We start from the raw sequence: 24,263 nt of genomic DNA, 5'->3' as shown, positions 1-24,263 counted from the left end.
GATGTATTGGGTTCAACCGGCCTTCAGGTCATCCGTGGTCCAGCCGCCGCCGAGCGCGTGAATGAGATCGACATTCGCATCGAGTTGCCGCGTGCGCAGCGCGATGACGCTGCGTTGCGCTTCCAGCTCGGCCGATTGCGCCTCGACCACGTCCAGGTAGCTCACCGCGCCGCGCTGATAGCGCGCAAGCGCCAGATTGAGCGCGGTTTGGGCCGCGTTGGCGGCGTCCTGCTGCTGATTCGTCGCGGTGCCCAGATCGTCGAGCAACGTGAGGTTGTCTTCCACCTGCCGGAACGACGTCAGCACCACGCTGCGATAGCGCGCGCCTGCCTCCGCCGTGGCCTCTTTCGCCGAATCCAGCTGCGCGTGGCGCTTGCCGCCGTCCAGCAGATACACCGCCAGCGACGGACCGATCGCCCAGTACGAACTGGACAGACTGAGCAGATTGCCGAGCACCGAACTTTGCACGCCGCCTTGCGCGCTAAGCGTGAGCGTCGGGAAGTACGCCGCGCGCGCAACGCCAATTTTCGAATTGGCCGCCGCGATGCGCCGCTCGGCTGCAGCAACGTCAGGCCGCCTTTGCAGCAACGTCGAAGGCACCCCGACCGGAATGACGGGCAACGCGATGGAATCAGTGCTCGGCGCGAGTTGGAACTCCGAGGGCGAAGCGCCGACCAGCACCGCCACCACGTGCTCGAGCAATGCGCGCCTCGCCCTGATCTGGGTGAGTTCGGACTGAATCGATGACAGCTGGTTGCTGGCGCGCGCCACGTCGAGACCCGAGACGATGCCCGCGCCATGGCGGTTGCGGGTCAGGTCGAGCGCCTTCTGGTACGCCTCCTGGGTCCCCTCGATCAGCTGAATCTGCTGATCGAGACCGCGCAGGTCGATATAGCTTCGGGCCAGCTCGATTTCCAGGCTCAACTGCGTCGAGGCGAGATCCGCTTTCGACGCCTGCCCTTCGTCCTTGCTTGCGGCGACGGAATCGCGCACGCGTCCCCAAAGGTCCACTTCGTAGTCGACTTCGACACCCAGCGTGGCGGAGTTGTAATCGGTCGGCCCAGTCGGGCTGCGCAACGGCCTCGTGTCCGACTCGCGGTCACGCTGGACATTGCCCACAGCGGAAACCTGCGGGTACATCTGCGACTTGACCTGCCTGATGTACGCCTGTGACTGCTCATAGTGAAAGAGCGCCGCGCTCAGGTCGGGGTTATTCGCGATCAGCCGTTGCTCGAGGTCGTCGAGTTCCGGCTCCTTGTACAGCTTCCACCATCCCGCGCGGTCGAGCTGATCGGAGGGGCTCGCCACGGTCCATGGCCCCTGGGTCTGGTACTGCGCCGCAACCGGCGTTTCCGGGACCTCGTAGTGCGGCGCGAGCGAGCACGCAGCAAGCGCCACGGCACTCACCAGCGTAGCCAGTTTCAGATACTTAGTCATGCTTGCCACCTTTTGCCGTTGGCGCGATCACCTGAACATGGTCGCCTTCGACGAGACCATCGGGCGGGGCATCGATCACGCGGTCGCTTTGCGCCAGCCCCGAGCCGATATCCACTGCGTTACCGAGGTCCTGCACGATCGAAACGGGTTTGAAGTGAACTGTTTCGCTGCGATCGACGGTGGCGAGCCGCAACCCGCGGTTGTCGAATATCAGCGCACTGGCCGGCACCCGCAATGCATCGGCGCGTGCCGGCAGCGCAAAGTGCAGATTCACGAAGTCGCCCGGCAAGAGCAGATGACCGGGGTTATCGACCATCAGCTGGACGAGCGACGTGCCCGATGCGGCGTTCACCGAGTCGGCCAGACCTACCACCGTGGCGGTGAACGCCTTGCCGGGATACTCCGGCACGGTGAAGGTGCCCGTTCCCCCCGGCTTGACCGCCGGCACGTATTCCTGCGGCACGCGTACGTACACGCGCAGCTTGTCCACGCTCGATACGGAGAAGAGCTGCGACCCCGTACCGCCGCCCGCATTGATCAACGCTCCGACGTCCGTGTTGCGCGCGGTGATCACGCCGTCGAACGGCGCGACGATCCGTGCGAAGCTCTTGGTCGCAACCAGCCGGTCCAGGTTGGCCTGCGCCGCAGCGACGCGCGCCTGCTTCGCCACATAGTCCTGCGTGCGGTCATCGACCTCCTGGCGCGACACTGAATCGGAGTCCAGAAGACTTTGCCAGCGTGCGGCGGTCGTTTTCGCGAGCGCGGCATCGGCTTGCGCGCTCGTGAGGTCGGCCTTCGCCTGAATCAACTGTTGATCGAGTTCAGGCGTTTCGATCTCTGCCAGCGTCTGGCCGGCCTTCACCGGCGTACCGATGTCGACGCTCCACGATTTCAGGTATCCGCTCACACGCGCATAGATGGGCGCGCTTTCGAAAGCCTCCAGTCTGCCAGGCAGATCCAGCGCGCCACCCGGCGCCTCCGGCGCGGGCACGACGACATTCACGGACGGCACGGCTTGCGCCTCGGTCCAGTCTTTGACTTGATGCTCATGCTTCATGCGAAGCGAGACGCCACCCACCACGATGAGAACGGCGAGCGCACCGCCGACAATGCCTGTTAAAGAAAGCTGACGCTGCGCGAGCGCGGCGCGCGTTGTGGGTTCAGAGGACATGGATCGAATCTCCGGTAAGCTGCGCGGCCGTCGATGTGCGACCCCGACGCGAGTGGAACATGCAAAAAATAGCGGGCACGAGAAAAAGCGTTGCGGCAGTGGCGAACAGCAGCCCACCAATCACCGCTCGGCCCAACGGCGCGTTTTGCTCTCCACCCTCGCCAAGACTCAACGCCATCGGCGCCATGCCGATGATCATCGAGAGTGCCGTCATGAGGACTGGCCGGAACCGGGTCGTACCGGCTTCCAATGCCGCCTTGAACGCATCGCCGTGCTCGGCCAGACGTTCGCGGCTGAAACTCACCACCAGAATGGAATTGGCCGTGGCCACACCCATGCACATGATTGCGCCAGTCAGTGCGGGCACCGAGAGCGTGGTGTCCGTCGCGAACAGCATCCAGAGGATGCCGGCCAACGCGCCGGGCAAGGCCGCCACGATCACGAGCGGATCGGACCACGACTGGAAATTGACTACGATGAGCAGGTAAATCAGCACCACAGCGCCCAGAATCCCGAACGACAACCCGCCGAAGGCGTTGTTCATCGTCTGCGCCTGGCCCAGCAGCACGACCTTCGCCCCCTTGGGCGCTTCCTTGGCGTTGGCCGAGACGATGTGGCGAATGTCGGCGGCGACGGCGCCGAGATCGCGGCCCTGGGTCGTGGCGAACACCTCGACCATCGGCTGCACGTTGTAGTTGCTCACCACTTCGTTGCTGGCCGTACGGTGAATGCTCGCCACCCCGCCGAGAATTTGCCCATCGTTGGCCTCGGCCCCGCCGCTCACGGGCAGATTCACGAGCGACGAGAGCGAATCCACGCTGTATTGCGGCGTCTGAAGCACGATCGAATACTCCACGCCATTGGCCGCGTTGAGCCAGTAGGTCGGGTCGATCTGGCTCGACCCTGCCATGTGCACCACCAGGCTATTGGTCACATCGCGTTCGGTGAGGCCCTGAAGCGATGCGCGGTCGCGATCGACATCGATATTGAATTGCGGATTGGCTTGCGATTGCTCGATGCGCGCATCGACAACGCCGGGCACGTGGCGGATCTGACGCAGCAGCGAGTTCGCGTAGGCGAAGTCGGCCGGCAGATTGTTGCCGCGAATCTGCAGGTCAATTGGTGCGGGCGAACCGAAGTTCAGGATCTGGCTCACGATGTCCGCGGGCGGGAACGAGAACGTCACGCCGGGGAACGCGCGCGGCAGCGATTCACGCAACTTGCGCACGTAAGCAGCCGTCGGCCCGTGGCCTTCCTTCAGCGAGATCTGAATGTCACCGTCCTGCGGGCCGATCGTGCCCGTGTTGTTGTAGGCCGTATTGATGGAGCTGGTGGAAAGACCAATGTTGTCCACCACGGTGCCGAGTTCGGACGGCGGAATCGTCGCGCGAACCTGGGCTTCCACTTCGGCGAAAATCTCCGCGGTTCGCTCCACACGCGTGCCCACGGGCGCACGCACGTGCAGCAGGATCTGGCCTGCATCGACGTCCGGGAAGAAGTTGCGCCCAAGCAGCGGCATCAACGCAAACGACACCACGACGAATGCAAAGAAGCCGATCACGAACGTGCGGCGACGCTCCAGCACCCGTTCGAGCATCGCGGCGTAGTTCCCGCGCACACGCTCGAAGCGCTGCTCGAACCCGCGGTGAAAGCGCGCCCACACGCCGGCAGACCCGTGATGTCCCTGCTCCTGCGCATGGGACTTCAGCAGGTACTTTGCCATCGTCGGCACAAGGGTGCGCGACAGAATGAACGAGGAAACCATCGCGAAGATCACCGACTCGGCCATCGGCACGAACAGGAACCTCGCCACGCCATTCAGGAAGAACATCGGCACGAACACGATGCAGATGCACAACAGCGAGACGAACGCGGGCGTCACGATTTGCGCCGCGCCATCGAGAATCGCGCTTTCGACGTCCTTGCCTTGCTCCAGGTGCCAGTTGATGTTCTCGATGGTCACGGTGGCGTCGTCCACGAGAATGCCCACCGCTAATGCGAGCCCGCCGAGCGTCATGATATTGAGCGTTTCGCCGAGCACCGAGAGCACGAAAATCGAGCCGAGAATCGCGAGCGGAATGGAAGTCGCAATGATGATCGTCGAGCGCCAGCTGCCCAGAAACAGCAGGATCATCACGCTCGTGAGCAAGGCGGCAATCAAGCCCTCGCGCGCCACGCCCTTGATCGCAGACCGCACGAAGATCGACTGGTCGCCGATCGCGTCGATCTGAAGCGCGTCAGGCAAGGAGGCCTTCGCATCGGCAACCTTCTGACGAATGCCACCGATAATCGACAAGGTGGATGCCGAACCGTTCTTGAACACGGTGAGCAGCACCGAACGCTTGCCTTCCACGTGCACGATGTTGGGCTGCGGCGGGCTGCCGTCGGTCACGTCGGCGACATCATGCATATGCACAACAGTGCCATTGGCGGACTTGATCGGCAGGTTCGCAATGGCTGCGATCGTCTCCGGCGCATCGTTCAGTTGCAGCGTGTACTCGTAGTTGCCGATCTTTTCAGTGCCGACCGGTGTCACGAGGTTCTGCGCCGTCAACGCATTAAGCACATCTTCGGCCGACAAGGAGCGCGCCTCGAGTTCGGACGGCTTGATGTTGATCTGAACCTGACGGTCCTTGCCGCCGAACGGAAACGGAATCGCGGCGCCATTCACCGTCGCGAGAATCGGCCGCAACTGGTTCTTGCCGAGGTCAGCCAGATTCTGTTCGGAAAGGCCCTTGCCCGAAAGCGCGAGCTGGATAATCGGAACGGTCGACGCGTTGTAATTGATGATGAACGGCGGCGTCGCCGAGGGCGGCAGCTGCTTCAAAATCTCCTGCGAAATGGCGGTCACCTGCGCATTCGCGGTACCAATGTTGGTGCCAGGCTGAAAGAAGATCTTGACGATGCCGTAGCCGGTCAGCGACGTGCCTTCGATGTGTTGAACGCCGTTCACGGTGGTCGTCAACACCCGCTCGTACGGAGCCATCACGCGACCTTCCATCTGGTCGGGCGAAAGCCCCGTGTACTGCCATACCACGCTAATCACAGGGATATTGATCGGAGGAAAAATATCCGTAGGGGTACGAAACGCCGACAAAACGCCGACGATCAGGATAAACACGGCCAGAACGACAAATGTATAAGGCCGCTTCAGCGCAACGCGCACGATGCCAATCATGATAATTCCAGTATTGAAGCTGGCATCACCCCTAACCGCGGCGGACTCCAGCAAGCAGATGCTCGATGCCTTGAATTAATCTGCGTTTGATGGGACCCGGCCCGCGGACTCGCGAGGCGCACCGATCCAGTGGATGGCGGAAGCCACGATGCCGAGGGCGACACCGAAGGCGACGATGCCCGACCAGCCGAAGCGGCTCATGAGCCAGCCGCTGACCGTCGCGCCAACCGCGCCGCCGAAAAAGGTGGCCGTCATATAAAGGCTGTTGATTCGGCCTTGCGCTTTCGGATCGACCGAGAAAGCGCGGGTCTGGTTGGACACGAGACCCGACTGCACGCCTATATCGAGCACGATCACGCCCACGATCAGCAGCGTGAGCGACGTGGCCGCGCCGGAGAGAAGCACGTAGGCAAGCGTCGCGATGCCGATGCTCGCGCCGATGACCTTGCGAAAGCCCACGCGGTCGGTGGCATTGCCGCCCAGCGAGGCGGCAAACGCGCCGGCTGCGCCGATGATGCCGAAGCCGCCTGCCCACGCGCTGCCGAGGTGCCACGGCCCGCTCTTGAGCAGCGCCGCGAGATTGACCCAGAAGGCGTTGAAACAGGCCCACAGCAACGCCTGGATGATCATCGATTCGCGAATCGGACGATTGTCGCGAACGAGCGGCCACAGCGAAGCAAGCAGACGCCCATACGAAAGATTCGTCGACGGCACGCCCTTCGGCAGCAGCGCAGCGGCGGCGATGAAGACCGGCACCATGAACGCGGCTTCCGCGCCGTACACCGCGCGCCACCCCCACGCCGCGCCGATCACACCAGCGATCGTGCGGCCGACCAGGATGCCGACCATGATGCCGCTCACGACGGTGCCGACGTTACGCCCGCGCTCGCTCGGCAGCGACATGACGGCGGCAAACGGAACGAGCTGCTGTGGCACGCAACTCACAATGCCAAGCGCAAACGAGGCCGCGATCAGCGCCCAGATGCCGGGCGCGACCGCCGAGGTCGCAGCAAAAACGAGCGCGAGCGCGATTTGCGTGAGCACGAGCTTGCGCCGGTCGAAGCGGTCGCCAAGCGGCAGCAGCAGCGCGAGACCGGTCGAGAAGCCGAGCAACGCGGCGCCGGCGACGAAATCGACGGCCGTGATATTGACCCGCAGGCCCGCTGCGATCAGCGGCAGAATCGGCTGCGTGCAATAGATGTTTGTGATCACTGCTCCTGCGATGATCGCCATCATGACGATCTTGCCGCGCGATGCGACGGCGGGCGTAGCTGCACTTTCTCGGGTGCTGGGTAAGCCGCTCACGACAACCTCCTTGTTCGTTGAATTTCTCCGGTCGTTGCAGCGATTTGCCGCGATCCAGATTGAGGTCGAACGTTACGCGCTTGCATTTACGAAGAGAATCCCTCACGATCAAGATTCATCCTTCCACTATTTGATAGGGTCCATGAATCGCCTCGAAGCCATGGCCATCCTCGTTTCGGTCGCCGATGCGGGCAGTCTCTCGGCTGCCGCGAGACATCTCGACATGCCGCTCGCCACGGTCAGCCGCAAGGTTGGGGAACTGGAAGCGCACCTGAAGACGCGCCTCTTCCACCGCACGACGCGAAAGCTTTCATTGACGGAAGCCGGCGCCGCATACGTGGCCGCCTGCCGGCGCATTCTCGAAGACATCGGTGAAGCCGAGCGCGCCGCAACGGGGGAATACGCCGCGCCCAAAGGCGAACTCGTGGTCACCGCGCCGGTTGCGTTTGGCCGCTTGCACGTGGTGCCGGTGGTGGCGGAATTCCTCGCGCACTATCCGGAAATCGACATCAATCTCCTGCTGACCGATCGCGTCGTTCATCTGATGGATGAACACGCGGACGTCGCGGTCCGCATTGGCGAGCTGCCCGACAGCACGTTGATCGCGACGCGAGTGGGCACGGTGCGCCGGGTCATTTGCGCCAGCCCCGCCTATCTCGCGAAGCACGGCGTGCCAGCGGAACCCGCGGACCTGGCCGGCCATCAATGCATTACCTTCGAGGCGCTCGCGTCGCTGCGCGCGTGGGCTTTCGGCTCCGGCAAGTCGGAGCAGTCCGTGCCCGTTCATTCGCGGCTTGCCGTGAATACGGCGGACGCCGCTATCGAAGCCGCGATCCTCGGCGTGGGGCTGATCCGCGTGCTGTCCTACCAGGTTGCACGCGCCGTTCGCGCCAACGAGCTGCGCGTCGTGCTCGACGCGTTTGAAGCGGCGCCGCTGCCCGTCAATCTCGTCCATGCGGGGCAAGCACCCCTGCCGCTGAAGCTGCGCGCGTTCCTCGACTTCGCATCGCCGCGCCTGCGCGAGCGCACCGCGGGCGAACTCGTCAACGCCGTCACCACGTGAGCGCCTGAGCCGCCCGCACGAAGGCGCTGCGCGCTCGCGCCGGAAGAGAATCCATTAACATCGGGAATCTCCCTTCCAGTAATCGAGAAGACCATGGACCGTCTCGAAGGGATGTCCATCCTGGTCGCAGTCGTCGATGCAGGCAGTTTGTCAGCTGCGGCCCGGCAACTCGGCCAGCCGCTGGCGACAGTCAGCCGCAAGGTCGGCGATCTCGAAGCGCACCTGAAGACCCGCCTGCTCCATCGCACCACACGGCACCTCTCGCTCACCGAGGCCGGCGAGGCTTACGTCGCATCGTGCCGGCGCATTCTCGAGGACATCGGCGAAATCGAACGCGCCGTGACCGGCGAATACGCGGCGCCGAAAGGCTCGCTCGTGGCCACGGCGCCTGTGGTCTTCGGGCGGCTGCATGTGGTCCCTGTGATGGCGGCCTTTCTCGCGCACTATCCGGAGATCGACGCCCGCCTCGTGCTGACCGATCGCAACGTCAATTTTCTCGAAGACCACGTGGACGTTGCGGTGCGCATCGGCCAGTTGCCGGACAGCAGCTTCGTGGCGATACGCCTTGGCGAAACGCGCCCCGTGGTGTGCGCAAGCCCCGCGTATCTCGCAGAGCGCGGCACGCCGCGTGACCCGGCCGATCTCGCGAATCATGCGTGCATCGGTTTCGAGGGAATCAATTCGTCGCGCACATGGGCGTTTGCCGGCGGAAAGTCGGAGCAGAACGTGCCGATCCGCGCGCGGCTCGTGACGAACACGGCGGAATCGGCCATCGACGCCGCGGCGCTCGGGACCGGTTTGACGCGGGTTTTGTCTTATCAGGTCGCGAACGCCGTGCAGGAAGGCCGCTTGCAGCTCGTTCTGGAAACCTTCGGGCTGGCGCCCATGCCGATCCATCTCGTCCATGCCGGCCAAACGCCGCTGCCGCTCAAGCTGCGCGCGTTTCTCGACTTCATGTCGCCGCGCCTCAAGGCGCGCCTGTCCGCCGTTTGAATTCCCCGCGTTATTGAGCGCGAGTATCAACTGTTGTTCATCGCAGGTGGTTTTTGTCAGCGTCGTTCGTGCGTAACCTTGGCTGGCAAGTGGGAATACGCAAGGCAAAACGCCATGGATATGTCAGCAATCACCGCAATGAAGGCTTCCGCGCCCATCGAACATACGCTTTCGCAGCAGCCCGCGTGGCGCCGCGTGTTTCGCGAGGACGCGCTCACGGTCGGACTGATCCTGCCGCTCGAAACGCATCCGGACTCGCCCGTCCCAACCATGCGCGATCACATCGCCATGGCGCAGCGCGCCGAGTCGATGGGCGTGGCCGCGCTGTGGATGCGCGACATCCCGTTCTACGATCCTGCGTATGGCGACGCCGGCCAGATCTTCGAACCGCTGGTGTATATCGCCAGCCTCGCGGCAGTGACGAAGGAAATCGCGCTCGGCACGACAGGCATCGTCTTGCCGATGCGCGAACCGCTTTTGCTGGCCAAGCAGGTGAATTCACTCGACCAGTTGACAAATGGAAGGCTCCTGTTAGGGATGTCTTCCGGCGATAGACCTTCCGAGTATCCCGTCTTCGGCATCGACTTCGATACGCGTGGCGAGCGGTTTCGCGACGCGTTCGAGACCTATCGAACAGTGAGTGAGCAGCCCTTTCCGGTGTTTTCCTCGCGCCGATTCGGCAAATCGGGCGGCACGCTCGACATGCTGCCCAAGCCGCCTTACGGACGCACCCCGGCAATTGCCGTCGGCCGGGCACAGCAGAGCCTCGAATGGATCGCGGCACATATGGACGGCTACCTCGGCTTTGTGCCCGGCCCCGCCGCGCTCGACGCATTCGTGCGCAGCTGGAAGGATCAGGTCGCCCAGTCGATGGGCCGCGATGCCTTCAAGCCGGTTGCCTTTGGCGGGTACCTCTATCTGCATCCGCGGCCCGACTACCCGTATCGCGCCATCAAGGGCGGCTTCGCTATCGGCAGCCGTTCGCTCAGACATTTTCTCGAAGCAGCACGCGAAGCGGGCGTGAGCCACGTCGCGCTGAATCCGAAAGTTACGCCGCGCCCGTACGCCGACGTACTCGACGAGTTGCACAGCGAAGTGCTGCCGTACTTTATCCCGGAGGTGTTTCATGCAACACGCGAATCTACGTGAAGCGCTCAATGCGCACTGGCAGGCGTCGGCGGGCGGCGACCTCGAAGCCGAACACGACATCTACGCCGACGACGCCATCTGCGACTACCCTCAATCCGGCGAACGCATTCTCGGGCGCAGGAATCTGCAAGCCCTGCGCGGACATCATCCCGGCAAGCCGTCCGGTTTCGAAGTCAGACGCCTGCAGGGCGAAGGCAATCTGTGGGTGACCGAATACATCATCGCTTACGAGGGGCGATCCGCTTTCACCGTGAGCATCATGGAATTCCGTGACGGCAAGGTCGTTCACGAAACCCAATATTTTTCGGATCCCTTTGAAGCACCCGCCTGGCGCAGCCAATGGGTTCAGAAGATCACGACCAGTTAGCCAATGGCTAACATGGCGTTAGCCCCTGGACACCTTCCCATGGTCCTGGGGCGCACGCATACTCGCGACGACCGGAAGGCCACGTGCGCCGACCCCACTCATCGGACACTGTGCCATGACCGCGTTGCCGTCATTGAATTCCATCTCATCTTTCGCCGTCACGTCGCTCGCGGAGACGGCGGCCACCGGCGCTTCGACTGGCAGCGTGGCGTCAGAAGAAGCCGCCGCTGAATCCGCTTCGGCAATTGTCACGATTCCCTCGGCTGGCGTCGAATCGCTCGTCGTCTACACGCCTGATGGGGCGATGGCAGGTGCGCCGCCGATCACCATCTGGGCGAGCGACAACAGCGACGCCATCTCTCAGGTGATGGCGTCCGATTACCTGGCCGACTCCGTGTCCGGTCAGTTCCACAACCTGGGAAGCTCCCTGCTCGATCGCTTCACGACCACCGGTAGCGATTACTCGCAATCGGTTTCGGTCGGCGCAGTCGGGCAATCGACCGCGTCGTCAACGCAGAGCCTTGAAAGCGATATCAAGCTGACGGTGCAGACCGCGAGCGGCGTGCAAGTCGACATTGAGATCCAGAGCGGCGACGGCACGCTCGGCGTCACCATTCACAGCAGCGGAACGCTCACGGGCGCAGAACGCAATGCGCTTGCCGGTCTCGCGGACGGCTTTCAGAAGGCGATCGATGGTCTGAGCGTTCAGCCGCCCACGCTCGATCTGAACGGCTTGACGCAATACGATCCTTCGGTGTTGTCGTCGGTGAATATGCAATTCAAGCTGGCCGGCAACACGTTGTTCGGCGTTTCAGGCAATTTTTTCGAGAACAATTCGACGAGGAGCTTGAGCCTGTCGGATTGGGCAGGCTCGATGAACCTCAAGGTCGATACGAGTCAGTCCGCACTCTGGGGATCGGGCGCGCAGCGCAGTGCAGCTATTGCCAGCTATCTGGAACAGTTCGATAACGCCAACACGCAAGGTCACGGAAACGCCGCGTTCATGGCGCTTTTCAAGGACGCATTCACGCAGTTGAACAGCAACGTTGGGATCGCCCCGCAGGGCGCAACGCCGTGGCTCGCGCAGCCCGAGCAGGCCATGCTGACCGGACTCGGTGATTTCACTGCTTCGATTTCCGATACCGGCGATACGGTCGGCACTCAAGCGAACACCTTCTCTTATCAGGTTTCCCAGGGCACCAGCACCGATGGCGACGCAGTCTCGCAGGTACAGCAGTCGCATCTGAAGGCGAGTTATCGCGAGGTGCTTTCGTCGTCGGCGTATGACGACGTCGTCGTCGACGACGACGCAAGCAGTACGGTCAAACTCGCGATGGAAAAGGGCGTGCTCATACACGCATCGCTCACGCAGTCATCCACCCAATCCACGCGCAATTCGGAATATGTCGATGGCAAGCTCGTGTCCGATGTCACGACGCCATCGACTACGTCCGCTTCGACAGATCTGCTACGCAAACTGCAAAGCGAGAAATAGCCGCCCATACCCGCGCCGGCTATCTCCGAGCGCGCGGCGCTTTCACGCCACGCTTGACTCACTTCGACGCGGGCATCGCGAATTCCGCACCCTTGTCAATGCTGTCGGGCCAGCGCTGCGTCACGCTCTTGTAGCGCGTGTAGAAGCGGACGGCTTCCTCGCCGTAGGCGTGATGATCGCCGAACAGCGAGCGCTTCCAGCCCCCGAACGAATGCCACGCCGACGGCACCGGACTCGGCACGTTGATGCCCACCATGCCGATCTGGATCTGCCGCGTGAACGTGCGTGCCGCGGCACCATCGGCCGTGAACAGGGTGACGCAATTGCCGAGTTCATGCGCGTTGACAAGCTCAATAGCACTGGCGAGATCCGGCACACGAACCACCGAAAGCACCGGCCCGAAAATCTCTTCGCGATAGATCTTCATATCCGGCTTCACGTCGTCGAAGAGCGAGCCGCCGAGGAAGAAGCCCTCCTCGTGCCCCGCGACGGTATGGCCACGCCCGTCCACCACGAGCTTTGCGCCAGCCTCGACGCCCGCGTCGATATAACCCAGCACCTTGGTGCGATGCACGGCGCTGATGAGCGGCCCCATGTCCAGATCGGGCTCCATGCCCGCACCGATGCGCAGTGCGCGCACGCGCGGCGCGAGACGCTCGATCAGTTCGTCGCCAATGCTGCCTACCGCCACCGCGACCGACGTCGCCATGCAGCGTTCGCCCGCCGAGCCGTACGCGGAATTGATCAGCGCATCGACGGCCTGATCGAGATTCGCGTCGGGCATGACAACGAGATGATTCTTCGCACTGCCCAGCGCCTGCACGCGCTTGCCGCGTTTGGCGCCCTCTGCGTAAATATATTCGGCCACCGGCGTGGAGGCGACGACGGACATCGCGGCCACATCGGGATGCTGAATCAGCGCGTCGACGGTGCCCTTGTCGCCGTTCACCACGTTGAAGACGCCCTTGGGAAAGCCCGCTTCGATGAAGAGTTCCGCCAGCCGGATCGACGAAGACGGCGTGCGCTCCGAGGGCTTGAGGATGAACGTGTTGCCGGTCGCGGCGGCCATGACGAACATCCAGCACGGCACCACCACCGGGAAATTGAACGGTGTGACGCCCGCAATCACGCCCACGGGCTGACGCAAATTCCAGCTGTCGACGCCGCTGCTGCTTTGATCGGTGAAACCGGTCTTGAGCAGGTTCGGAATGCCGCACGCAAATTCGACGATTTCGATGCCGCGCATGACCTCGCCCTTGGCGTCCGAAAAAAGCTTGCCGTGGTCGCGGGTAATGAGTTCGGCGATTTCGTCCAGGTGCGCCTCGAGCAGTTCCTTGAACTTGAACATCAGGCGCGCGCGCTTGAGCGGCGGAGTTTCGCTCCAGGCCGCAAACGCGGTTTTCGCGGCCGCGACGGCAGCGGCTACTTCGGTGGTATTCGCAACCGGAACGCGCGCCGTAATGCGGCCCTGCGCGGGATCGTAAACGTCGTTGAATCGGCCGCTCGCGCCTGCCGTATATTGACCATCGATGAAATGTTTCAGTTGGCGCACCGCGCCCTGGTTTGCTTCGCTCATACGTCCTTCCTTTAGGGGATGTGCGCACTTCGCGCGGATCGAAGAGAGTCCGCATCGCAGCGCGCGTCAAGTCGAGTGGCCGGGCATCTCCATGACTCCCCGCCAGGACCGGCAGTCATTGACCGCCGACGAGAACAGTCTACGTTTTGCGGCTCCCGGCCGAGGGACTAGCTGCGACGGTTTGGGGACATTCCCGGCTCGTTTCCGGCCATCGCGACAAGACGGAAATCGCGGCGATCGGAAGGGTCGAATGGTTTCGCGGCGGCGCTAAATACGCGCTGGCAGCGAGGCGTTACCTTGTGCAGGAAGCGCGAAGTGAAAGCTGGCGCCAACCGGAGCGTTCGGCGTCACCCATAACCGCCCACCGTGACCTTGCACGATTGAGCGACAGATTGCCAGCCCCATCCCCAGGCCATCAGGTTTGGTCGTGAAAAATGCGTCGAATACGCCCTCGAGGTTGCCGGCGGCGAGTCCCGGCCCGGAATCCTGCACGGTAATGCAAAGTTCGTTCTCGTCGGTCCTGCCAGTTCGGAACAGAAGCGTCCGCTCGCCGCCTTTCATTTCGCTCATCGCTTCGAGAGCGTTCATCGTCAGATTGAGCATGACCTGCTGCAATTGCACCCGGTCGCCCTGGACGCGCGGCAAGCCCTCGGCGAGTTGCACCGTGAGTTCGACGCCGAACTTGCTGGCTTCGCCGCGCACGAGCGCGATCAGTTCCCGAATCATGTCGTTGACGTCGAGACCATCAGTGCGCAGCGGCTCTTTCTTGAAGTAGGCACGGGTCCTGTCGACAATGCCGTTGGCGCGCTCGCTGTCCGCGACGATGCGGGTGAGCGCGAGACGGGCCTCGTCGAAATTCGGCGGCCGCGCCGCGAGCCAGCGCAGGGCCGCACTCGCGTACGCCGCGATGGCGGTGATCGGCTGCTTCACTTCATGCGCGATCGATGCCGACAGCTGCCCCATCGTCGCCACGCGGTTCGAATGCGCCAGCACCGTCTGGAGTTCGCGGTAGCGTCGTTCGCTGTCTTGCACATCCTGTTGCGCGCGCTTCTGGTCGGTCAGGTCGAGTATGAACGCGACGCCCTGCCCCTCGCGGTCGCCAAACGCCGCGGCGCCGACCATGACGGACACGCGGCTGCCGTCCTTGCGAACATATTCCTTCTCGAACGGTTTGGCGCTACCCGTGGCGTGCAATTCGGCCTTCACCTGTTCGTCGCGCTCATGCCATTCCGGCGGAGTCAGATCGGCCCAGCGAATCTGCCCCGATCGGAGATCAGCGGCGGTGTAGCCCACAATGCGCAGAAACGCATCGTTGGCCTCGACGACATTGCCTTCGAAGTCCCAGATGTGGATGCCGATGATATTGGAGTCCACGAGGCGTCGCACCTTTGCTTCGCGTTCCTGAAGATCGGCGTAAAGGCGGGTATTCTCCAGAGAAATGGCTGCCTGCGACGCGAGCAGATCGAGCAGCGCGGAGCGGCGTGCGGTGAACACATGCGAAGTCTCGGTGTTCTCCAGATACAGCAGCCCACTGAGTTTTCCCTGCCTGACGAGCGGCAGGCAGAACACGGACCGCGTGGCGCCGCTCGCCAGATACCCGTCTTCGGGAAAGAGACTCGATGTCACGGCATCGTCGATGATGACGCGCTTGCCCGTATGCATGACGTAACGCAGCAGCGCGGCGGGCGTGGCCGCGCCGGTATCCGGCAAGCGCCTCACCTCGATCCCGTTGCCGTTGATACGCGCCTCCGCCTCGATGCGGTAGCCGTCCGGCTGCTCGGGTACGATCAGCAGACCACGGTCGGCGCCTGCGGTTTCCAGCGCGATCGTCATCAGGCGCTCGACCAGGCGCTTCAGTTCGATCTCGCTGGAGAGCGCGTGAGAGGCCTTGAGCAGCGTTGCCGCGTCGAATTCGCGCCAGTCGAAGCTGTGCGTCGACGTCAGCGCGCCCCCTTCCAGATCGGCCAGGCGCGGAAATTCGCTGTCGAGCTGCATGACCTTGCTTTGCGCGCCCCAGGCGTCGAAGCACCGGCGCGCATTGCGCAAATGGCCTTCGGCGCTCGTCGCGAGGCCGATGCGCAAATAGAAACGGCCAGCCAGTTCGCTTGCCATGCCTTCGTGATGCGCAAAGCCATTCTCGCGGGCGGAGCGAATGGCCTCCTCGTACAGACGCATGGCGTCGAGTTCGCGCCCCTCCAGACGCGCGAATTCCGCGCTGAGCAATGCGTGGCGGTTCTGATAGTTCTCGGGACACTGTCCAGCCCACATGTCAAACTTCTCGAGTGTCTCTGCGAGCATGCGTTTGTTCATTTCCTGCTGCTCGGGAGAGGACTCGGGATAAAGCGCCGTCAAGGTGAGCATATGAAAAAAGTGAAAGGTCGGTTCGATCGCCAGCGCCATCACCGAACTCAGCACAGCCTGCGCCTGCTGCACTGCCGCCAGCGCGTCGACGTAGCGGCCATCGAGAAACGCGAGCATGACCTTGATGATTCGATAGACCCCAATGGCGCAACCAAAATTCGACCTGACGATCGCCTCGAAACAGGCGGCTTCGTCGAACGTCTCGTCATTCAGATCGAACGGTTTGGTGGTCCTGCCCCGCAGACTGATGACGCATTGCCGTTCGACCCGAATCAGCTCGTAGACCGCGTCGTTGTGGCTTTGGCGCATGAGCCCCGCGTACTTTTCGGCGATCGCCTGCACGTCTTCGAGCGCGGCCCCGCTCTCGAGCGACTGCCAGACGGCATTGAACGCCACGTTGCCCGCAAAAACAAAATCGCCCACCTCCATGCACTCGGCTGTCGCCCGCTCCAGCACCGGGAGGTTTGCGGCGATATGGCGTCGCCAAAAGTTGACGTGGGCGCCATACAGATGAAGCAGCTTGCCATTCAGGTGCCGATTACCGAATTTCTCGTTGAGCTTCAGTGACATCTCCGACACTTCAACCGCCGTGGGAATATCGCCGATCAGCGAAACCAGCATGAGCGCGTAATTGCCGAACGCAAAACTCGAGTTTTCGGTCATGCCGTGCTGCAAGGAGAGATTGACCGCCTCGAGCGTGATGAGCGGATAAAACGCGGGCCGCGCGGCAAACGCGCAGTTCATCGCCTGAAGGAGCAGATTGACGATCGCGTGGATCGCGGGGTCCGTCGCCACCGGCGCCTCGACAAGTTCGCCGATGGGGCGGCCCGCTTGATTGACGTGGACGTCGCGCAGGGCGGCATCGAACGCCGCGCGGATGTCCTCATCGGTCGAGGGAAAACGGATATCGAAGCCGCGCAGGGCAACGAGCGCGACCGCGAAGCTTTCGTCATATCTTCCGGCAAGCTGATACAACTCGATGCGCAAGCTGTAGACCGTGGCGCGATCGAGACTGGAGCGGGCTCGCGCGAGCATCATGTCCGCCAGGGCATCCGCTTTTGCAAAATCGCCCACCAGATATTCGCACTCCGAAAGCGCGAGATAGAGTTCGAACGTGCTCTCGTAGCGCAGCGTCCACGCATCGGGCGACAGCAACGCCACGCCTTGCGCCAGATAGCCGCGCGCGGCCACGTAGGCCGTCGAACGCATGGCCCGCCTTCCCGCGACGAGGTTCAGGGCAACGGCCTGCTCACGCTCCGTTGCGTCCGCGATCAGCGCCGCGCCGCGATTGAGATGGTTCACGATGTCGAAAATCGCAGCTTCGAGCGCATCTGGCGGCGTGCGCGACACCAGTGCCCGCCCGATGCGCAGGTGCGCGGCAGCTCGCTCGTCAGCGGGAATCAGCGCGTACGCTGCCTCCTGCACGCGATCGTGCGCGAATTCATAGACATTGGCCTCACGAAAGACCAGGCCCGTTCGCACGGCTTCCCACAGGTCCGCGTGCAGCTTCTCTTCGGAGCCGCCCTGGACCCAGGTCAGCGCGGCGACTTCGGCAACGTTGCCAAGGCACGCCAGTTGGCCCAATGCGTCGCGCACCGCGGGCGGCAACCGGCTCAACCTCGCCGCCATCAGATCGGCGACATTCTCGGTGTAGCCCTTCGCGCGAATGCGCGGCAGTTCCCAGCCCCATTTCGCGGCGCGCGGGTCGAATGCGAGCAGGTTTTCATCGGCGAGCGCGGTCAGAAACTGGATCGTGAAGAACGGATTGCCGCCGCTCTTTTCATGTGCCAGTTCCGCCAGCGGGGCGGCGCTCGCGCGGTCACAGTGCAGCGCATCCGCCACGAGTTGCGTCACGCTGTCCCTCGTGAGTGGCGCAAGCTCGATTTGCTGCACTTTGCCTTCGGCGCGGGCAATTGACTCCAGCGTGCGCGCGAACGGATGGGTAGCGTCGACCTCGTTGTCGCGATAGGCGCCCACCAGCAGCACGTGCCGCACGTCAGGATGCGTGGCGAGATGCGCGAGCAGATCGAGCGTCGCCGTATCCACCCATTGCAGATCGTCGATAAACAAGGCGAGCGGATGCTCCGGCCGCGCAAATACACCGAGAAAGCGTCGAAATACGATCTGGAAGCGGTTTTGCGCGTCTTGCGGCGGCAGCGTCGGCGCAGCCGGCTGCTCGCCGATGATGAGCGCAAGCTCGGGAATCAGATTCACGATCAGCTGGCCGTTGGGCCCGAGTGCTTCCATCAGTACGCGACGCCACGGCTCGACCTCGGCTTCCCGCTTGCTCAGCAGATTGCGCACGAGGGTCTGGAAGGCTTGCGCGAACGGCACGTAAGGAATGCCGCGGCGGTACTGGTCGAACTTGCCGGATGCGAAGAGACCGCGCGGCGGAACCAGCACCCTGTGCAACTCGTTCACGACCGACGACTTGCCGATGCCCGGATAGCCCGAGATCAGTACCAGTTCGACCGAGCCGCTACCCACCACGCGGTCGAACGCGCTCGTCAGTGCGTCGATTTGCGCCTCGCGCCCGTACAGCTTTTCGGGAATCAGCAACTGGTCGGACGCGTCGTGCTCCCCCAGCGGGAATGGATCGATGCGATGCTGCGCTTCCCACGCCGCGAGACATGAGCGCAGATCGGCCTCGAGTCCCGCCGCGGTCTGATAGCGGTCCTCGGCGGCCTTCGCGAGCAGCTTCAGCACGATGCCCTCGAGCGCCGGCGGAATCGCTTCGCGGCGCGCCCGGGGCGGCGTGGGCTTGCGCGCGATATGGCAATGAATCCACTCCATCGCGTCCGAGGCATGGAACGGCAGCGCCCCTGTGAGCATCTCGTACAGCGTCACACCGAACGAATAGAGATCGCTGCGCGTATCAATCGAACGGTTCATGCGGCCGGTCTGCTCGGGCGCCATGTACGCAAAGCTGCCCGCAACGATCTCGGGCGGCGCGGGCGGCTGATGTTCGTGTGGCAGTTGCGAAGCGATGCCGAAGCCCGTAAGCCGCACGTTGCCGCTGCTGTCGACGAGCACGTTCGCTGGCTTGATGTCCTTGTGAACGAGACCGCATCGATGCACGTGACCGATCACCTTCGCCAGATTGACGGCAATGCGCAACAGGCGCGTGAGTTCGAACGGGACGGCAAGCGTTCGATCGAGGGGTTCGCCGCCGTCGTCGTCGAGCACGAGCATGGGCGGCTCTCTGTGCCGGTAGAGCGCAAGCGGCCGCGCCGCCCAGCTGGATTCGAGCAGCGCGGCGAGCCCGTATTCGCGCTCGAGCCGCTTCACGCCCACCGGGTCCGCCCGCGTGGCGACCAGCGCGAGCACCGAGACGGGATGGCTGCGTTTGCGGGCGCGATACAGTGAAAAATCGCCGTCGTCGCGCAGCGGCTCCAGCTCATATCCAGCGAGATCCACGACGGACGCTCCTGTCATGATGCTATCTTCATCCGGTTATGATTTTGCACGCGCGCCTGTCTTTACGCCATGCGAGCGCCGCAGCATCACCGATTGTCCTGAACAATGATGAGCGGATACAAGGAGCCTGCGAAGCCTCGACGCAAGGCAACCTGGGCGTCACTGCGTCTCTCTGCAGGATCAGCCTGTGCGGCAGCAGATCGTCGATGGCAAGCGGCGCGCCGTGTTGTGCGAGACAGGCCGGCGAGGCGCAGAACAAGAGCGCCGACTAGTTGGAAACGGCGCGCTTTCAGAATGACAAGCGCGCATTCCGGCTATGGATTACCCCCCATACGTCGACTCCCATCCCCCGCCCAGCGCTTTACAAAGCGTAATGAGATTCGTGGCCGCCGTGGCTCTGCTTTGCTCGAGATTGCTTTGCGCTTCCAGCAGCTGCTTCTGCACGTTCAATACGTCGAGATAATCGAGCGCCCCGGCCTTGTACCGCTCCCGCGCGACCGAGAGCGCGCGCTGGTTCATGGTCACGGCCTGGGCCAGCCGGTCGCGGCGGCGCTGTTCGGCGTCGTAGGTCACCAGCGCGTCGTCCACCTCCTGCCATGCGCGCAGCACCGTCTCCTTGTACGCAATCGCGGCTTCCTGCTGTTGCGCCTCGCGCAGCTGGAGCGTGCCTTTCAGCCGACCGCCTTCGAAGATAGGAAACGTAATGGAAGGGCCGACGACGAACTGCCCGGACGCCCAACTGGCCAGACTCGAGAGCTGAAGACTCTGAAAGCCTGCACTGCCATTGAGCATGATGCGCGGATAAAAATCGGCCTTCGCCACGCCAATCGACGCCGTCGCCGCGTGCAGTTCGGCTTCCGCCTTGCGGATATCCGGCCGGCGCTGCACGAGTTCGGAAGGAAAGCCGATCGGCACCTGCGCCGGCAGGACGGGCACCTCCTGCGTTGCAGCGAGCGTCTGGCGCAGTGCGCCCGGTTCCTCGCCGAGCAGCAGGCCGATTGCATTGATCGTCGTTTCGGAGTGCGATTCGAGGGTGGGAATCAGACTTTCGATGTTCTCCACCTGCGCCGAAGCGTTCGAAACATCGAGATCCGTCGTAACGCCTTCATGCGCACGCACCTGGGTAAGCTTCAGCGCGTCGTTGGCGATGTCCAGGTTTTGATGCGCGATCTGCAGCAGTTCCTGTGTGTCGCGCAGCTCGATATAGTCTCGCGCAAGCTCCGCTCGCGCGCTGAGCAAGACTGCGTTCCGGTCCTCATACGAAGCTTCCGAAAGCGCCGTCGCCGCTTCCACACTGCGCCGCACGCGGCCCCAGATATCGATCTCCCATGAGGCGTCGAAACCAACCTGATACAGGTTATAGGCGGGCGAACCCTTCGAGCCCGGCATGGCCGCCACGCCGAGCGGCGCGCTGCCGGAGGCCGACTGCGGCTGACTTTGCGTCGGCGTCACGCCAAGCAGCGAGAGAATGCCGTTTTCACTGCCGCGTTCGCGGTTATACGATGCTGCGCCATCCAGCGTCGGATATTCGGCTGCGCCGGCCACGCGGCGCTCGGCCCGGCTTTGCAGCAGCCGCGCAGAAGCGGCTGCAACGTCCAGGTTCGCGTCGGCGAGTTGCTTCTCCAGGCCGTTCAATACCGGGTCGTTGAACAGCGTCCACCATTCCGGACCGAACTGGCCTTCGACGGCTTTACTCGGCGCCTGTGCCGTTTGCGTGCGGTTGAAGACCTCAGGCGTCGGCGACTTTGGCGGTTCGAAGTTCGGACCGACCGTGCAGGCAGCCATTGCGAGACATGCGAGAACCGTGAGGAGGATCGCGCGGATAGAAGATTGGCTCGTGTTCATTTCCTTTCCGCTCCTTCAGCCATCGCTTCAGCGCCCCGGCCAACGGCCACTTCGGCTTCCACCGAGAGCCCGACGCTCAATTCCGCCGCAGCAGGCTGCCCGCGATCGATCGTGATCTTGACGGGCACGCGCTGCACCACCTTCGTGAAATTGCCCGTTGCGTTGTCGGGTGCGATCGGCGCGAAGCTCACGCCGGTCGCCGGCGCAAGGCTGTCGATGCGGCCATGGATCACGACGCCGGGAAGGCTGTCGACGGTCACGCGCACGCTTTCGCCGGGCCGCATGTTGGTGATCTGGCTCTCCTGGAAGTTGGCGACGATATATGCATCCGAAAGCGGGACGATTGCCAGCACAGGGGCGCCGGGCGTCACGAAGGCGCCGACCCGCGCCGAGCGGCGACCCACCTTGCCGTCGACGGGCGCCCGGATTTCCGTATAGGAGAGGTTGAGCTTCGCCTGTTCGAGCACCGCTTGCGCGTGTTGAAGCGCGCCAGCGGCCTTGTCGCGCTCCGTGCGCAGGACTTCCAGGTTCTGCTGGGTGGCCGACAGCACCGCCTGATCGTGTGACTGCTGCGCAAGCTGCTCGGCGAGCGTGCTCGAAGCCTGTTGCTGCTCCTGCGCGGTCCCCGCACCAGCCGTCGAAAGATTCTGGTAGCGCGCCGCGTTGGCCCGCGCGAAGCCAATCGATGCATCGTCGGAGCGCAGCGTAGCGCGCGCCTGATCGACGAGCGAGGGCTGGCGCGCGATCTGCGCGTCAAAGTTCGCCACCGACGCCTTTGCGGCCACCACCTCCGCCTCGGCGCTCATCAACGCGGCGCGATAGTCGCGGTCGTCGATGCGCACCAGCAGCTGACCCGCCTTCACGTCCTCGTTGTCGTTCACCAGTACGTCCGTGATCTGCCCCGGGACTCGCGGCGCGACGAGCGTGAAGTCTGCGGTGACGTAGGCGTCGTTCGTAGATTCCGAACTCGAGTGAGACAGGAGCTTCGTGCCGGCCCATGCAGCGACGCCGACAACGGCGACGACTGCCGCGACAGGAAGCCATTTCAACCTGGACGGTGCGGGGGTGGGTTTAGTCGATGACATGGAAAATGGACCTCATTTCGAAGCGGGCGGCGTAGTGCTCCACGGCGGATAAATACGCACTGGCAGCACGGGAACAAGAAGAAGCAGCGCGAGCGCAACGCACGCCATCACTCGATAGAGATCGGCGGAAGTCAGCACGACGGCCTGCTCGTGAATACGGTGCGCGAGTTGCCCCAGCGCGTAGGGGGTGTCGAGACCGGGGCCTGCCACCAGCGCGCGGTTGCCCAGCTGGTCGACGAGCATGCTCGAATGGAAATGTTCGCGCGCGGTGCCTACCCCCTCGATCAGACCCGTCGCGATGGCGGCGGAGAACGTCTTGACCGTATTAAACATCGCTGAAGCGAACGGGCCTTCCGTTGGCGGCAGCCCCGTCGTGACGCCCATGAGGATCGACATGATCACCAGGGGCTGCGCGATGATCTGCAGCGCCTGGAGCACATAGAAGTTGTCGCGAATCCACTCGGACGTCATGAAGCTGCCGAGTGCGCATGTCGTGAACATGAGCGACAGACCGGTTGCGATCACCCACCGATGATCGGCGCGCCGCGTATTCAACAAAGCCGCCGTCAAAGGGAGCGTAATCAGCAGCGGAATGGCAAGCAGCAGCGAAAGCGGCGCCGTCTGCAGCGGCCGGTACGCGTGAACTTTGGCGAGAAACTGCCCGGGTATTGCGGCGACGCCCACCAGCAGAATCACGGTGCCGACCAAGGTCGAGAGTCCATGCGTAAAATTTCTGCGCTCGAGTAACTGGAGCTTGAAAAATGGCACGGGCTGAAACCACTCGTTGACGAGGAAGACCACGAGCAGCAGAGCGCCGCCGCCAAACATCACACAGATGAAGTCCGATTCGAACCAGTCGAGCCGGTCGCCTTGCAAAAGCCCGGTCACGAGCATGGCAAACGCAGGGAAGCCCGTAATCAGCCCGATCCAGTTGAATGAACGAAAACGTTCGAGCTTGACCGGATCGGCGGGTAGCCCCTGTTGAATCGCGATACAGCACAGCACGCCGAGCGGAATGATTTGCCAGAACGCCATGCGCCAGCTCACGAACTCCGTCCACAACGCGGCGAGCGGTGTGCCGAGCGCCGGCCCGAAGGTCGCCGTGAGCGCATAGCCGGCGAGCCCGTACAGCTTGAATTTGGGCGGCAGATAACGCAGCGCCACGATGATCAGCATGGGGGGCAGACATCCGCCCGCGATTCCCTGGAAGATACGCAAGACGTAAAGCGTCGCCAGATTCGGTGCAAATGGACACAATAATCCGAAGAACATCGTGGCGAGCACGGCGCCGATCGTGAAGCGTTTGAGCGTAAAAGTGATGCCGAACCAGGGGGCGAAGACCATCGTCGCGACGTTGGTGGCTTCGAAGAGCGAGGTGAGCCACGTTCCGTCGTCATGCCCGATCAGGAAAGCGCCCTGGATATCGGCCATCGCCGCCGCAGTCACCTGTTCGTTGAGGATGGCCAGCAACGAAGCGAACAACATGCCGAGCAGGCCCACCACAATGCGTCCCGTGAACGCCACTTGCGCGGGGGCAGGCTGCGCCGGCGCCGCGGCTTCGCGCACGGAGCGTGGCTCCAGCGCCTGTGGGGCCGTTGCCGCTTCCGTTCCAGTCGTCAAAGGGTTCGCAGTTGTCATGGCGATCAGAAACTTCCCGGGTTTCGTTAGCTGTACTGTTTGATGTGGCTATTGCACTGTGAGGCAATTCAGCGCCCTGCATCCTCACGCGATACGATGACCACACCATCGGTTTCGCCGCGCATTGTTGCTATTCACTGACGGCTTTATTGTCAGAGATGAACCCAATTTCTTAAAGTCTCG

At 63.1% G+C, this 24,263-nt stretch carries 14 protein-coding genes; 5 read left to right on the top strand and 9 right to left on the bottom strand.

From position 1 onward, the window contains the following. Nucleotides 1–12 precede the first annotated feature (12 nt). From ACOJB8_RS30030 to ACOJB8_RS30015, 4 genes are all read right to left on the bottom strand, one after another. A complete protein-coding gene (locus ACOJB8_RS30030; RefSeq protein WP_475015875.1) occupies nucleotides 13–1,437 on the bottom strand; it encodes an efflux transporter outer membrane subunit in 1,425 nt (474 codons plus the stop codon). Beyond that, nucleotides 1,430–2,608 carry an efflux RND transporter periplasmic adaptor subunit gene (locus ACOJB8_RS30025; protein WP_475015874.1) on the bottom strand — a complete coding sequence of 393 codons (1,179 nt, stop codon included), beginning with the start codon at nucleotides 2,606–2,608 and terminating at the stop codon, nucleotides 1,430–1,432. Before ACOJB8_RS30025 ends, ACOJB8_RS30030 begins: the two co-directional genes overlap by 8 nt. Then, a complete protein-coding gene (locus ACOJB8_RS30020) occupies nucleotides 2,598–5,786 on the bottom strand; it encodes an efflux RND transporter permease subunit (protein ID WP_475015872.1) in 3,189 nt (1,062 codons plus the stop codon). The genes ACOJB8_RS30025 and ACOJB8_RS30020 overlap by 11 nt, the downstream gene beginning before the upstream one ends. Before the next feature lie 75 nt (nucleotides 5,787–5,861). After that, a complete protein-coding gene (locus tag ACOJB8_RS30015; RefSeq protein ID WP_475015870.1) occupies nucleotides 5,862–7,091 on the bottom strand; it encodes an MFS transporter in 1,230 nt (409 codons plus the stop codon). Nucleotides 7,092–7,233: 142 nt separating this feature from the next. Here ACOJB8_RS30015 and ACOJB8_RS30010 point away from each other — a divergent pair, with 142 nt between their 5' ends. The 5 genes from ACOJB8_RS30010 (at nucleotide 7,234) to ACOJB8_RS29990 (ending at nucleotide 12,158) form a co-directional block, all read left to right on the top strand. Beyond that, on the top strand, nucleotides 7,234–8,154 hold the full coding sequence (locus tag ACOJB8_RS30010) for a LysR family transcriptional regulator (RefSeq protein WP_342922032.1): 921 nt from the start codon (nucleotides 7,234–7,236) through the stop codon (nucleotides 8,152–8,154). Between the two features lie 93 nt (nucleotides 8,155–8,247). Then, nucleotides 8,248–9,147: a LysR family transcriptional regulator gene (locus ACOJB8_RS30005; protein ID WP_475015868.1), complete on the top strand. Its 900-nt coding sequence runs from the start codon at nucleotides 8,248–8,250 to the stop codon at nucleotides 9,145–9,147. Nucleotides 9,148–9,261: 114 nt separating this feature from the next. Continuing rightward, the gene (locus ACOJB8_RS30000) at nucleotides 9,262–10,296 is read left to right on the top strand and encodes an LLM class oxidoreductase (protein WP_425469709.1); all 1,035 of its coding nucleotides are present in this window, start codon (nucleotides 9,262–9,264) and stop codon (nucleotides 10,294–10,296) included. Then, complete coding sequence (locus ACOJB8_RS29995) at nucleotides 10,274–10,663, top strand: nuclear transport factor 2 family protein (protein ID WP_475015866.1); 390 nt, start codon at nucleotides 10,274–10,276, stop codon at nucleotides 10,661–10,663. The genes ACOJB8_RS30000 and ACOJB8_RS29995 overlap by 23 nt, the downstream gene beginning before the upstream one ends. Before the next feature lie 133 nt (nucleotides 10,664–10,796). Further along, nucleotides 10,797–12,158, top strand: coding sequence for a hypothetical protein (locus ACOJB8_RS29990; RefSeq protein WP_475015864.1), 1,362 nt, complete (start codon nucleotides 10,797–10,799; stop codon nucleotides 12,156–12,158). A gap of 58 nt (nucleotides 12,159–12,216) precedes the next feature. Here the strand turns inward: ACOJB8_RS29990 and ACOJB8_RS29985 are convergent, their stop codons facing one another. The 5 genes from ACOJB8_RS29985 to ACOJB8_RS29965 form a co-directional block, all read right to left on the bottom strand. After that, the gene (locus tag ACOJB8_RS29985; protein ID WP_475015862.1) at nucleotides 12,217–13,734 is read right to left on the bottom strand and encodes a CoA-acylating methylmalonate-semialdehyde dehydrogenase; all 1,518 of its coding nucleotides are present in this window, start codon (nucleotides 13,732–13,734) and stop codon (nucleotides 12,217–12,219) included. 267 nt (nucleotides 13,735–14,001) lie between these two features. Then, the gene (locus ACOJB8_RS29980; protein ID WP_475015861.1) at nucleotides 14,002–19,512 is read right to left on the bottom strand and encodes a trifunctional serine/threonine-protein kinase/ATP-binding protein/sensor histidine kinase; all 5,511 of its coding nucleotides are present in this window, start codon (nucleotides 19,510–19,512) and stop codon (nucleotides 14,002–14,004) included. Between the two features lie 321 nt (nucleotides 19,513–19,833). Next, on the bottom strand, nucleotides 19,834–21,357 hold the full coding sequence (locus ACOJB8_RS29975; protein ID WP_342922040.1) for an efflux transporter outer membrane subunit: 1,524 nt from the start codon (nucleotides 21,355–21,357) through the stop codon (nucleotides 19,834–19,836). Continuing rightward, the gene (locus ACOJB8_RS29970) at nucleotides 21,354–22,442 is read right to left on the bottom strand and encodes an HlyD family secretion protein (protein WP_342922041.1); all 1,089 of its coding nucleotides are present in this window, start codon (nucleotides 22,440–22,442) and stop codon (nucleotides 21,354–21,356) included. The genes ACOJB8_RS29975 and ACOJB8_RS29970 overlap by 4 nt, the downstream gene beginning before the upstream one ends. Nucleotides 22,443–22,454: 12 nt before the next feature. Beyond that, a complete protein-coding gene (locus tag ACOJB8_RS29965) occupies nucleotides 22,455–24,080 on the bottom strand; it encodes an MFS transporter (protein WP_342922042.1) in 1,626 nt (541 codons plus the stop codon). Nucleotides 24,081–24,263: the final 183 nt, after the last annotated feature.

It is taken from the genome of Paraburkholderia sp. BR10141, assembly GCF_056155635.1.
Note: the sequence above shows the minus strand (reverse complement) of the source record. Positions and strands in the feature narration are given on the sequence as shown.

What these genes read in the sequence shown, in the direction of transcription:
- ACOJB8_RS30030 (WP_475015875.1), bottom strand. Translation starts at nt 1,437, where the DNA reads ATGACTAAGTATCTGAAACTGGCTACGCTGGTGAGTGCCGTGGCGCTT.
- ACOJB8_RS30025 (WP_475015874.1), bottom strand. Translation starts at nt 2,608, where the DNA reads ATGTCCTCTGAACCCACAACGCGCGCCGCGCTCGCGCAGCGTCAGCTT.
- ACOJB8_RS30020 (WP_475015872.1), bottom strand. Translation starts at nt 5,786, where the DNA reads ATGATTGGCATCGTGCGCGTTGCGCTGAAGCGGCCTTATACATTTGTC.
- ACOJB8_RS30010 (WP_342922032.1), top strand. Translation starts at nt 7,234, where the DNA reads ATGAATCGCCTCGAAGCCATGGCCATCCTCGTTTCGGTCGCCGATGCG.
- ACOJB8_RS30005 (WP_475015868.1), top strand. Translation starts at nt 8,248, where the DNA reads ATGGACCGTCTCGAAGGGATGTCCATCCTGGTCGCAGTCGTCGATGCA.
- ACOJB8_RS30000 (WP_425469709.1), top strand. Translation starts at nt 9,262, where the DNA reads ATGGATATGTCAGCAATCACCGCAATGAAGGCTTCCGCGCCCATCGAA.
- ACOJB8_RS29995 (WP_475015866.1), top strand. Translation starts at nt 10,274, where the DNA reads ATGCAACACGCGAATCTACGTGAAGCGCTCAATGCGCACTGGCAGGCG.
- ACOJB8_RS29985 (WP_475015862.1), bottom strand. Translation starts at nt 13,734, where the DNA reads ATGAGCGAAGCAAACCAGGGCGCGGTGCGCCAACTGAAACATTTCATC.
- ACOJB8_RS29975 (WP_342922040.1), bottom strand. Translation starts at nt 21,357, where the DNA reads ATGAACACGAGCCAATCTTCTATCCGCGCGATCCTCCTCACGGTTCTC.
- ACOJB8_RS29970 (WP_342922041.1), bottom strand. Translation starts at nt 22,442, where the DNA reads ATGTCATCGACTAAACCCACCCCCGCACCGTCCAGGTTGAAATGGCTT.
- ACOJB8_RS29965 (WP_342922042.1), bottom strand. Translation starts at nt 24,080, where the DNA reads ATGACAACTGCGAACCCTTTGACGACTGGAACGGAAGCGGCAACGGCC.